Annotated in this window: 12 protein-coding genes and 1 pseudogene; 12 read left to right on the forward strand and 1 reads right to left on the reverse strand. The window is 60.8% G+C overall.

Annotated elements, in window-relative coordinates:
* The 10 genes from KBT70_RS11960 to KBT70_RS12005 all read left to right on the forward strand — a co-directional run.
* Positions 1 to 934 (forward strand): general secretion pathway protein (locus tag KBT70_RS11960; protein ID WP_296633455.1); only part of this gene is annotated, 934 nt, incomplete at its 5' end.
* Between the two features lie 16 nt (positions 935 to 950).
* Entirely contained in the window at positions 951 to 1,604 is a 654-nt protein-coding gene (locus KBT70_RS11965; protein ID WP_296633458.1) for an OmpA family protein, read from the forward strand.
* A 252-nt stretch (positions 1,605 to 1,856) separates the two neighbouring features.
* A complete protein-coding gene (locus KBT70_RS11970; RefSeq protein ID WP_296633461.1) occupies positions 1,857 to 3,113 on the forward strand; it encodes an AAA family ATPase in 1,257 nt (418 codons plus the stop codon).
* 16 nt (positions 3,114 to 3,129) lie between these two features.
* A complete protein-coding gene (locus KBT70_RS11975; RefSeq protein ID WP_296633464.1) occupies positions 3,130 to 4,566 on the forward strand; it encodes a CpaF family protein in 1,437 nt (478 codons plus the stop codon).
* A 5-nt stretch (positions 4,567 to 4,571) separates the two neighbouring features.
* Positions 4,572 to 5,540, forward strand: coding sequence for a type II secretion system F family protein (locus KBT70_RS11980; protein WP_296633466.1), 969 nt, complete (start codon positions 4,572 to 4,574; stop codon positions 5,538 to 5,540).
* Between the two features lie 10 nt (positions 5,541 to 5,550).
* Positions 5,551 to 6,537: a type II secretion system F family protein gene (locus KBT70_RS11985; RefSeq protein WP_296633469.1), complete on the forward strand. Its 987-nt coding sequence runs from the start codon at positions 5,551 to 5,553 to the stop codon at positions 6,535 to 6,537.
* 10 nt (positions 6,538 to 6,547) lie between these two features.
* Positions 6,548 to 7,099, forward strand: a complete 552-nt coding sequence (locus tag KBT70_RS11990; protein WP_296633472.1) for a tetratricopeptide repeat protein — start codon at positions 6,548 to 6,550, stop codon at positions 7,097 to 7,099.
* Between the two features lie 29 nt (positions 7,100 to 7,128).
* A complete protein-coding gene (locus KBT70_RS11995; RefSeq protein ID WP_296633474.1) occupies positions 7,129 to 7,986 on the forward strand; it encodes a tetratricopeptide repeat protein in 858 nt (285 codons plus the stop codon).
* 9 nt (positions 7,987 to 7,995) lie between these two features.
* Complete coding sequence (locus KBT70_RS12000) at positions 7,996 to 8,496, forward strand: prepilin peptidase (protein ID WP_296633477.1); 501 nt, start codon at positions 7,996 to 7,998, stop codon at positions 8,494 to 8,496.
* Between the two features lie 142 nt (positions 8,497 to 8,638).
* Positions 8,639 to 9,949 carry an ATPase gene (locus tag KBT70_RS12005; RefSeq protein WP_296633480.1) on the forward strand — a complete coding sequence of 437 codons (1,311 nt, stop codon included), beginning with the start codon at positions 8,639 to 8,641 and terminating at the stop codon, positions 9,947 to 9,949.
* A 207-nt stretch (positions 9,950 to 10,156) separates the two neighbouring features.
* Here KBT70_RS12005 and KBT70_RS12010 read toward each other — a convergent pair whose 3' ends face one another.
* Entirely contained in the window at positions 10,157 to 10,432 is a 276-nt protein-coding gene (locus KBT70_RS12010) for a hypothetical protein (RefSeq protein WP_296633482.1), read from the reverse strand.
* Between the two features lie 19 nt (positions 10,433 to 10,451).
* Here KBT70_RS12010 and KBT70_RS12015 point away from each other — a divergent pair, with 19 nt between their 5' ends.
* Positions 10,452 to 11,513 carry a glycosyl hydrolase family 8 gene (locus KBT70_RS12015; RefSeq protein ID WP_296633485.1) on the forward strand — a complete coding sequence of 354 codons (1,062 nt, stop codon included), beginning with the start codon at positions 10,452 to 10,454 and terminating at the stop codon, positions 11,511 to 11,513.
* 118 nt (positions 11,514 to 11,631) lie between these two features.
* Positions 11,632 to 12,057: pseudogene (locus KBT70_RS12020) on the forward strand (HlyD family secretion protein); the annotation flags it as partial.

Genomic DNA, 12,057 nt, shown 5'->3' on the forward strand with positions numbered 1-12,057 from the left:
CGTATCGAACCTGATGTCGGTCTCCGGCAAGCAACAGGTCATGCTCAAGGTCCGCTTTGCCGAAATGCAGCGCAGCGTCTCCAAGGCGCTGTCGTCCTCGCTCTCCATCGACGCGCGTGGGGCCAATGGCCTTGGCGTCATCGGCGGCACCAACACCACCAACACCCAAGGCGGGGTTCTGGGTACCTTGGCAGGGGCCATTCCGGACGTAAACGAAAACAACGCGGCCTTCGCCTTTGGATTTGACGTGGGCTCGGTCGAGGTCGGCATCCTGCTCGAGGCGCTGGAAACCAAGGGCGTCGTGCGCACCCTGGCAGAGCCGAACCTGACCGCCCTCTCGGGCCAAGAGGCCAAATTCCTCGCCGGTGGCGAATTCCCTGTGCCGGTGGCGCAGGACAATGACACCACCTCGATCGAATTCAAACCTTTCGGCGTCGAGCTGAACTTTGTGCCGCGCGTCGTTGACGATGGCATCATCAACCTTGAAATGGCCGCGGCCGTTTCCTCGATCGATACCGCCAACTCCTTGGTTTCCAATGGTTTCGCCATTCCTGCCTTCCGCCGCCGCGACACCTCGACAACCGTCGCCCTCCGCGATGGCGAGAGTTTCGCGATTGCTGGCCTGCTGCAGGATGATTTCCGCGACAATGCCGGTCAGGTGCCATGGCTGGGGGATGTGCCGGTTCTGGGCGCCCTCTTCCGCAGCGCCGATTACCAGCGCTCGCAAACCGAACTGGTGATCATCGTGTCGGCGCATCTGGTCTCGCCTGCACGCGGCGAGGCGCTTGCCCTGCCCACGGATCGTGTCAAACTGCCCTCGGAAAAGGACCTCTTCCTCAATGGCCGCGTTGCCAGAGGCGTGAGTGACAAGGGGGCCGTGGGCGAGGTGGCCAAGCAGGACTTCACCGGGTCTTATGGCTATGTGATGGATTGAGCGGGGGAAACGGGCCATGAAACATGTTTTCGCAATCGCCGGCCTGATCGCCGCCACCGCCTGCACCTCGCAGGACGAGGTCTATCGCTCCTACTTCGGTGAGGCGGGCGCGCATGTGGACAGCGGGCATTTCGGCGAGGCGGCGATGAACAACCACCTCGTGATGACCGGCGAGCGCAGCTATACCTTTGATCTTGCCAACCGCTTCGCCAGCGAAGTGATGAGCACCGTCAACTTCGCCTTCAATTCGGCCGAGCTGGATGCGGGCGCGCGTGACACGCTGCGCGAACAGGCCCAATGGATACGTCAATTCCCCGAAGTGCGCTTTCGCGTCTATGGCCATACCGATGCGGTCGGCTCGGACAGCTTTAACAAGAGCCTCGGCATGCGCCGCGCTCAGGCCGTGGTCGCCTTTCTCACCAGCCAGGGCATAAGCCGCTCGCGGCTCGAGGCAGTCGCCTCTTTCGGCGAAACACAGCCCCTGATCGTGACCCAAGGCCGCGAGCGCCGCAACCGCCGCACCGTGACCGAAGTGTCGGGCTTTGTGCAGTCCCATCCGATCATCATGGATGGCAAATACGCCGAGGTCGTCTACCGCGAATATGTCAACAGCGCCATGCCCGCCTCTACGATCAAGATGGCGAGAGAAGGCGCGACCGGCCAAGAGTAACCGGTCAATCGTTTCTCCCTGTTCGGCTCTGTCCGGACCACCTCGAACCCGCCCCCACTTGGGCGGGTTTTTGTATCTCAAGACCGCACAATTACGATCTTTTGGCCCAAATGTCGCCAATATTCCCGCGCATCTTGCACCAGAGCCAAAGGTTTCCGTCGCATGCGGTGCCGGGTTGGATGGCCGTATTTCCATGTCCAGCCCGCGTATTGGCGAACACCGCCGGGCGACGGCAAGAACAGGACCGAGAGAATGACGAGTAGTGTAGCGAAACAGTCAGACCCCAACCCGATCGTCGCCTGCACCATCAGCCGCGACGTGCAGAACTTTGACCTGCTGATCGAGGATATGGAGGCCGCCTTGGGCGAATCCTGGGGCGATCTGGGCTTTGCCGAAGCACTGGCCTTTTTCAACCAGCCAGAGGCCAACTCCTTGGAATTCGTGGCAGTTGCGATCGACGAGGCCGACGAGGATGATCTCGTCATGCTGGGCGAAATCATTTCGCTGGCCAACAAAAAGGGCATCAAGGTCATTCTAATCGCAGAGGATGTCAGCCCCGCCGCCCTGCACCAATTGCTGCGTCAGGGTGCCGATGAATTCGTCCCCTACCCCCTGCCCGAGGGCGAACTTCAGGCCGCCATCGAGCGCCTGCGCCACACGCCCCCGCCGGTTAATCACGCCCCGGTCCATACCCAAACCCACACCCATCCCGCCCTCGCCAATCCGACCGCTGGCGATGGGGTGATTCTCGCGGTGCAGGGTCTCTCGGGCGGGACTGGTGCCACCACCCTCGCGGTCAATCTCGCGTGGGAACTGGCCAATGTTGACAAGGCCAGCCTGCCGCGCGTCTGCCTCTTGGATTTCGGCCTGCAATTCGGCTCGGTTGCAACCTATCTCGACCTGCCGCGTCGCGATGTGGTGTTTGAAATGTGGTCTGACACCGATGCGCTCGATGATGACATCTTCCGTCAGGCGCTCGTCGCCTTCGAGGACAAACTCTGGGTGCTGACCGCCCCGGCCGATGTGCTGCCGCTCGACATGATCTCCTCGGAGGATGTGAACAAGCTGCTCGCCCTTGCGCGCAAACACTTCGATTACGTCGTGATCGACATGCCCGGCACCTTGGTCCAGTGGACCGAAGCGGTGCTGCACGCCTCCCAGATCTACTTCGCTACGCTCGAGCTTGACATGCGTTCGGCCCAGAACGCGCTGCGGATCAGACGGGCCATGCAGTCCGAGGATCTGCCGGTGGACAAGCTGCGCTATTGCCTCAACCGCTCACCGAAATTCACCGACCTGAACGGCAAGAGCCGCGTCAAACGCATGGCCGAGAGCTTGGACATCCGGATCGAACTGCTCTTGCCGGATGGCGGGCGGGCGGTCTGCCAGAGTTCGGATCATGGCCTGCCGCTGGCCTCCAGTGCCGCCAAGAACCCGCTGCGCCGCGAAATCGCCAAATTGGCCAGCTCCTTGCATGCTCTTGGCAAGAGCGACGCCGAAGCCGCCTAACCAGAGGTAGGACCAGATGTTCTCTCGTTACAAGAAATCCGCCAACGACCGGACCGCCCCCAAGGCGGCCCCTGCCCCTGCTCCCCGCACCGCCCCGGTTGATGCGGCGCTGCCGTCGTTCCGCAAACCCGCGCAAAAGGCGGCGGCGGTGCCCGTCGGCATGGACAAAGAGCGCAAGCGCAAGGATCGGATCAGCGAGATCAAGATCGAATTGCACCGCGCAATGCTCGATCACCTCAATCTGGCCGCGCTCGACTCGGCCACCGAGTCCGACCTGCGCACCGAAATCAGTTCTATCGCGGGCGAGATTCTCGAGGAAAAGGGCATTGTCCTCAACCGCGAGGATCGCACCCAACTCACCCAGGAACTCTATGACGAGGTCAAGGGCCTCGGCCCGCTCGAAACACTGCTCAAGGATGACACGGTCAACGATATTCTCGTCAACGGCCCGCATCAGATCTTCATCGAACGCGCGGGCAAGCTCGAACTCAGCGACGTCACCTTCAAGGATGAAAAGCACCTCCTGCGCATCATCGACAAGATCGTGTCGGCGGTGGGTCGGCGCGTGGACGAATCCAACCCCTATGTCGACGCCCGCCTTGCCGATGGCTCGCGCTTTAATGCCATGGTGCCGCCCGTCGCGGTGGATGGCAGCCTTGTGTCCATTCGGAAATTCAAGAAGGACAAGCTCGGGATCGACGATCTGGTGAGATTCGGCGCCTTTTCCGAGGAAATGGCCGCCTATCTTCAGGCCGCTGTCGCCACCCGCCTCAACGTGATCGTCTCGGGCGGGACCGGCTCTGGTAAGACCACCACGCTCAACGCGCTGTCCTCTTTCATCGCCAATGATGAACGCATCCTCACAATCGAGGACACCGCCGAATTGCAACTACAACAGATCCACGTGGGCCGGATGGAAAGCCGCCCGCCCAACGTCGAAGGCAAGGGCGAGGTGTCGCCCCGCGACTGTCTCAAGAACGCGCTGCGAATGCGCCCCGACCGCATCATCGTGGGCGAAACCCGCGGCGAAGAGGTGATCGACATGCTTCAGGCCATGAACACCGGCCATGACGGTTCGATGACCACGATCCACGCCAACAACCCGCGCGACGGCATCAGCCGTCTGGAAAACATGGTCGCCATGGCCGGCATCGAAATGCCGCTCAAGGCGGTGCGCAGCCAGATTGCCAGCGCCGTCAACCTCATCGTGCAGGCCAGCCGCCTTCAGGACGGCTCGCGCCGCATGACCTCGATCACCGAGATCACGGGCATGGAGGGCGATGTCATCTCGATGCAGGAAATCTTCCGCTTTCAGCGCGTGGGCCTGACCCCCGACAACAAGATCATCGGCCATTTCACCGCCACTGGCGTGCGCTCGCACTTTTCCGAACGCTTCCGGCTCTGGGGCTATGACCTGCCCGCCCATATCTACGAACCCATCGCAGCGGAGTAACGCAGATGACCCTCAGTGCCGAACCTATCATCTATGCGTTGATCTTCGTCGGCGTGCTCGTTCTGGTCGAGGGTATTTATCTTACCGTCTTCGGGCGCTCGATCAGCCTCAACAACCGGGTCAACCGGCGGCTCGAAATGCTCGACAAATCGGGCAACCGCGAAGAGGTGATGGAAAAGCTGCGCAAGGAAATGCAGCAGCACCTCAAGGCGCGCAAACTGCCGCTCTACTCCATCCTCTCGGACAAGGCACAAAAGGCCGCCATCGCCTTTACCCCCCGGCAATTGATCATGCTGATGGGCGGTCTCAGCGTGCTGGCCTTTATCGGCCTTTCGGTCGGCACCAACACCGCCGCCCCGGTGCGCGCGATTGCCTCTGTCGGTATCGGCGTGGGCGGCATCTTTACCTGGATCAGCATGAAGGCAGGTAAGCGCATGGCGCTGCTCGAGGAGCAATTGCCCGACGCCATCGAACTCATGGTGCGATCCCTTCGGGTCGGACATCCGTTTTCTTCGGCCATCGGCATCGTCGCGACAGAGGTCGGCGATCCGCTCGCCACCGAATTCGGCATCATCGCGGACGAGGCCGCCTATGGCCGTGACATGGGCGAGGCGCTCAAGGAAATGGCCGAACGGCTCGACATGCAGGATTTGCGCTTTCTCGCCGTGGCCGTGACCATCCAACAGCAATCGGGCGGCAACCTTGCGGAAATTCTCGCCGGTCTCGCCAAGGTGATCCGCGCCCGCTTTCGCCTCTTTCGCCGGGTCAAGGCCATCACCGCCGAGGCGAAATGGTCCGGCAAATTCCTTTCCGGCTTTCCCATTCTCGCGCTGATCGGCATCCAGTTGATCAAACCCAATTATTACGACGAGGCGATGAAACACCCCTTCTTCATTCCCGCCGTGCTGGTCGTCGGTGTCTTTCTGGTGTTGAACCTGATCGTCATGCGCGCCCTCGTGAACATCAAGGTCTGAGGAACGGATCATGCAAATTCTCTCGGTTCTCAACGATGTCCTGACCGGCGCGCTCGGGCCTTTTGGCCCCCTCATCGCGGTGGGTGGGTTGGGCGTGATGCTCATCCTGATCACCATCCCGATGATGATGCGGCAAAAGCAGGACCCGCTCGAAAAACTCAAACAGGCCAACCTGCGCGACTCCGCCGCGTCCAACGGCACCAAGACCAACCTGCGCGCGGGCAAGCAGAACAAAAAGCTCGACCGCTACGCCACCTTCCTTGAGCCGCAAGACGCCAAGCAACTCAGCCAGATCCGGCTCAAGCTGATGCAGGCAGGCTACCGGCATCGCGATGCCGTGCGCTACTTCCACTTCGCGCAATTCGCGCTCGGGGTCGGCCTGCTGATCCTTGGGGTGATCTATTACGTGCTGTTCAAATCGGGCACGGAAACCAGCACTCAGGAAACCCTGCTCTATATCCTCGGGCCTGCGGGCATTGGCTATATGATGCCGAAATACTGGGTCACGAAACGCCAGCAGAAACGCCAAGAGGAAATTCAGGACGGTTTCCCGGACAGTCTCGACATGATGCTCGTCTGCATCGAGGCCGGTCAGTCGATGGACCAATCCATCATCCGCGTCGCCAGCGAAATGCGCGCCTCCTACCCCGCCCTTGCCGAGGAGTTCGAGATCGTCGCCCTTCAGATCAAGGCCGGGCGCGACAAGCCTTCGGTGCTGGGCGAAATGGCCGAACGCTGCGGCGTGCAGGATATTTCCAGCTTCGTGACCGTTCTGGTGCAATCGCAGACCTTCGGCACCTCGATCGGCGAGGCGCTGCGCGTCTACGCAGGCGAGATGCGTGACAAACGCGTCATGCGCGCCGAGGAAAAGGCCAACAAGCTGCCGACCAAGATGACATTGGCCACGATGATGCTTACAGTGCCGCCATTGCTGATCATTCTGGTCGGGCCGTCGGTTCTGGGTATCATGGAACTGTTCGCCATGGCCGCAAAATAAACGGGGCGACATGATAGGGCGGGCGGCGGTTTTTCTGGCGGGGACACTCGCGCTTGCAGGTTGCCTTGCGCCCGCTACCCCAGACAGCCCCTATGCCCCCGGCGTGGCCCCTGGGGGGCAAGCGGTGGATGGCCTTCTGGTCGGGCATCGCCTCATGGATGCAGGCGAATACGAACTGGCGCACAAGGCCTATACCCGCGCCGCCGTCAGCCATGGCATGACCGCCGATGTGCTGGCCGGACTGGGCAGCGCCAATCTCGCCTTGGGCCGCCTTGGCACCGCCGAGCGCCTCTTGCGTGAGGCCATCGAGAAACCCGACGCGACCCCCGAAACCTGGAACAATCTCGGTGTCGTGCTGGTCGAAAAGGGCAATTACCCTGAGGCAGAACAGATGCTGCGCCGCGCCTATGCGCTCGACAATGGCGAAAGTGACGCAATCCGCGACAATTTGCGCTTAGCACTCGCAAAAACAGAAAATTCTGATTATGGTGCTGAGGACGAGCAAGATTACAAACTGGTGCGGCGGGGCAGTGGCGACTATCTGGTCCGCAAGATACCATGACGAGGCCGAGGCAGTAAAAGGACGCAAAAATGCGCCACCCTATTCTTGTTTCCCTGTGCGTGGCAGGCACATTCGCCCTGTCCGCTTGTGAGCAGTCCAGCGGGAATGACGTGGACCGTGCTTTCCAAGACATCAATGTCGTGGATGAAACCAACCTCAACGACGTGATGCTGACCGCCAGCGACCCGAACGAGGCGGTCGCCTATTTCCAGCGCGCCGTGGGCGAAAAACCGGAACGCATCGACCTTTTGCGCGGCTTGGGCAAATCCCTCGTGCGCGCGAGGCGCAATACCGAGGCGGTGTCGATCTGGACCCGCGTGATCGAACACAAGGACGCCACCGACGAGGACCGCGTCGATCTGGCCGATGCGCTGATCCGCAACAACGAATGGGACCGCGCCGACACCGTGCTCGATGGCATCCCGCCCACCTACGAGACCTTCAAGCGCTACCGGCTCGAGGCGATGATCGCCGACAGCAATCAGAACTGGACCAAGGCCGACAGCTTTTATGAAATCGCCGTGGGGCTGACGACACAGCCCGCCAGCGTGATGAACAACTGGGGCTATTCCAAGCTGACGCGCGGCGATTATCCCGGCGCAGAGCGGCTCTTTACCGATGCCGTCCGCCAAGACCCCGCGCTCTTTACCGCCAAGAACAACCTCGTTCTTGCCCGCGGCGCGCAGCGCAACTATTCCCTGCCTGTCCTGCCGGTCAGCCAGACCGAGCGCGCGCAATTGCTCTATACCCTTGGCCTCTCGGCCATCAAACAGGGCGATACCGCGATTGGCGAAGGGCTCTTGCGCGATGCCGTCGAAACCCATCCGCAGCATTTCGAGGATGCCGTGCGCTCGCTGCGCGCGCTCGAAACCAAGGTCGGGGGCTAGGACCGCTCGATGTCGCTCGAGATCACCGCGCATTCGGCCCTCTGGTTCCTGCCTTTCGTCCTGCCCGTCTGCGTCTGGGTCGCGCTCAGCGATCTGCGCCGCATGAAGATCCCCAACACCGCCGTCCTGACGCTGGTGGGGATTTTCCTCGTCGTGGGTCTGATGACCCTGCCACTCAATGAGTATGCGTGGCGGCTCTCGCATCTGGCGGTCATGCTGGTGGCGGGCATCGCGATGAACGCGGCCCGGCTGATGGGCGCGGGCGATGCCAAATTCATCGCCGCTGCCGCCCCCTTCGTGGCGCTTGGCGATGCCTCTCCGCTCGCCTTCATCTTCGCCGCCACCCTGCTCGGGGCGTTCCTGACGCACCGCGCGATCAAGCACAGCCCCCTGCGCCGCCTCGCCCCCGACTGGCAGAGCTGGCACGCAGGCAAGAAATTCCCCATGGGCTTTGCCTTGGGCGGCACGCTCGCGATTTATCTGGGCTTGGGCGCGCTCTATGGGGCCTGATCAATGATTTAAAGCGGGCGCGCACCATCGGATAACCGAAACACTCCCCGCGCCCCAGAGCTGCCCGACACTCTCCACAATTTCTGCACCTTTTGATGCGACGCTGCCGGGAACATAGTCCGACCCAGCACAGGCAGACCAGATGAACATGCAGGCCAGCACCGGCGTTCAGCCGCCCCCGCCCCCATCCCGGCTGGAGGAAATGCGATTGCCCGTCGTCATGATGCGGGACATCCTGCTCAAGACCATGTTCCGCAAGAACCTCGATCTTGCCACCGACATCGCCGAGGCGATCTGCCTGCCGCGCGCCGTCACACAAGAACTGATCGACATGGCCCGCGTGCAAAAACTGATCGAGGCCACCGGCACGCTCAACGCCAATTCGGGCGGCGAAATGGGCTATCAACTGACCGATGCGGGCAAGTCCCGCGCCCTCGACGCGCTCAGCCAGTCGGAATATTTCGGGGCCATGCCGGTGCCGCTCTCGGTCTACCGCGAACAGGTCAAACGCCAGTCGATCCGCAACATTCAGGTCACACGCGAGCAACTGACCAATGCCATGGGCCACCTGATCCTGCCCAATGCCCTGCTCGATCACCTTGGACCCGCGGTCAGCGCCGGACGCTCGATCCTGATGTATGGCCCCCCCGGCAACGGCAAATCCTCGATCTCGAACGGCATCCGCGACGCCATGGGCGATAAGATTTATGTGCCCCGCGCCATCGAATATTCCGGTCAGGTCATCACCGTCTACGACCCCATCGTGCATTCCTCGGCCGAGGTCGAGGTGGACGATCCCAACTCCCTGCGCCGCAAACGCACCTTTGATACGCGCTATGTCCGCTGCGAACGCCCGACCGTGATCACCGGCGGCGAACTCAGCCTGTCGATGCTCGATCTGGTCTATAACCCGACCGCGCGCACCTATCAGGCGCCGCTGCAACTCAAATCCACCGGCGGTATCTTCATCGTGGACGACCTTGGCCGTCAGGCAGAGCCGCCGCAGGCCCTCGTCAACCGTTGGATCGTGCCCTTGGAAGAGGCCAAGGATATTCTCGCCCTGCAATCGGGCGAGAAATTCGAGGTGCCGTTCGACACGCTGGTGATTTTCTCGACCAACTTTCACCCCAACTCGATCTTCGACAAGGCCGCGCTGCGCCGGATTTTCTACAAGATCAAGATTGACGGCCCCTGCCAATCCGACTTCCTCAAGATCTTCGCCATGGTCGCCCGCAAGAAGGGCATGCCGCTGGACGAGGCCGCGCTGATCTACCTGATCAAGGAAAAATACCCCACGATCAACAATGTCTACGCCAATTATCAGCCGGTCTTCCTGATCGACCAGATGATCTCGATCTGCAACTTTGAGGGCATCCCCTATCAGATGACCCCCGAACTCATCGAACGCGCCTGGGCCAACATGTTCGTGCGCGAGGAAGAGATTCAGCACTGAGGCGTGTGGCGCTCCATCGAAGCCACACCCGACCCGGGCTTGACCCGGAACCTCGGCGAGGCAGCGCGGAGGCCCCGGCGCGATAGCCGGCGCGATGGGAACCTGATCAAACGCGACGTGCCTTTATGCACTCGTAGCCTTTTGCTGAGGAGACCGTTCAATTGTCTTGGGTGCAATCTTTGATCGGCCGTGGAAAGCTTGCCCTTGTTACGCAAGGCGGCGGGAAAGATGCATTGGCGCATCACGGTAGAAGCGGTCGATCCGACCGGTGAGGAGTATCGGCAGGCGTTCCTGTTTCAGAAGGATCTCGATGGCCTGACCGACGGTCGCATCGGATGCCTTCAGCTTCTGGGCCGACGACACCGTCGAAATGGCCGTATAATCCTGCCTTTTCGATGCTTCACAAGTTAAAGCAACCAACTTGGCAATACCAAATAGAGTTATCCGATCCCGGGTTGCGTTGGACCTGCATTTCACGGACATTGATCCAAACCACCTTCCTGTGAGGCACAGTCAGGACGGCACCCCGTTGACGCCACGCTTCAAACGACGAACTCTTATCGCCTGCGCGAGTGCGGCCTGTCTCTTCAGGCTGAGCGCCGCACGAGCCGAGAATGCGATGGCCTGGGAGGCATGGTCGGACCGGTTTGTTGGGCCAGAGGGTCGCGTGGTCGATACCGGACAAGGCGACATCTCGCACTCCGAAGGTCAGGGTTACGGACTTTTGCTTGCGCAAGCCTCGGGGGATCGTGCTCGGTTTGATGCAATCGAGGACTGGTCCGCGCGCAACCTGGCGACAAGACAAGACAGCCTTATGGCATGGCGTTGGGAACCTGACGGGCGCGGCGTGGTGGATTGGCGCACGGCGACGGATGGCGATCTCTTTCGTGCTTGGGCGTTACTGCGGGCAGGACGTGACTCTGGTTGGCCGGGATACCTGGGCACTGCCGAAGCTATCGCTCACGCAGTTGTCGATCTCTGTCTGACCCCAGATCCTCGAGCTCCAGAGGAGATGCTCATCAAACCATCTGCCGAGGCATATCCTGATGAGGAACGGGTGCTTTTGAATCCCTCTTACATCATGCCAAGAGCACTTCGCGAATTGGGTCAGGCCTTTGGTTTGACGCAGCTTGTCCGTGCGGCCGACCACGGTGACGCCGTCCTGCGTGAGCTTGCCTCCATGCCTTTCCTGCCAGATTGGATCTTGGTCACGGGCGCGGGTTTCGAGGTGTCGAATGAGCATGGGCTGCGATGGGGCTATGATGCGTTACGCATCCCTCTTTACTTGATCTGGTCGGGATATCCGGCCCACGCCGCCGTCGCCTCTGCGCTCCGCTTGCTTCGGTCAACACCGGTTGAAGGGCACATTGCGACACAAACGGATGCGACTGGCAGGGTCATTTCCCAGAGTGATCAGCTTGGCTATCGCGCAATTGAAAGACTTGCAGAATGTGAGCTGATTGTGCCCGATCCTGATGCCATGAACAGTCAACCCTACTATCCGGCCGTTCTGCACATGCTCGCATCTGTGGCGTTTCGAGAAAGCCTCTGCCGCTCGGATTAGCCGATGGACAAGTCAGCCTGTCGTCGGTCTTCCGCGCAATTTGCCCTTCAAGGACACGAGGTAGTGACGAATTCAGTTATAGCGGTATACTCTTGGCACCAATACAAGGCTAGATTGCATGAGATATACACGACTACTGTTCGGAGCGGTGTTCATCGCATTGACACTATGGATACTGGTCGGAGAACAGATAGCCGGGGTAAGTGCGAACGCGGTGATCAACGCGCCCGTCATCACCATTCGATCCAGCATAGCTGGGTCCCTGTCGATCCCGGATCGCCCGTTCGGCGCACGCGTTAACCAAACCGAGGTTGTTGCGTCAATCGACAACGTTCTGGTCGATCGGGTCCGCCTCAACGATCTGCGCATGGAGCGGGATTTTCAGGAGGCTGCCATCAGGCGCATCACCGAACGCCTTGAAACGGAAACGACCATCCAACAGCATCTGAATGAACGGACACGGCTCTATCGTCAGTATCGGCTCGAGGAGTTGCGAATTCAACTCAGCCATGCGCGCACCAGACTTTCGATTGCGGAACGCGCG

This window comes from Roseovarius sp., from assembly GCF_018066915.1.
Taxonomy (GTDB): Bacteria; Pseudomonadota; Alphaproteobacteria; order Rhodobacterales; family Rhodobacteraceae; genus Roseovarius.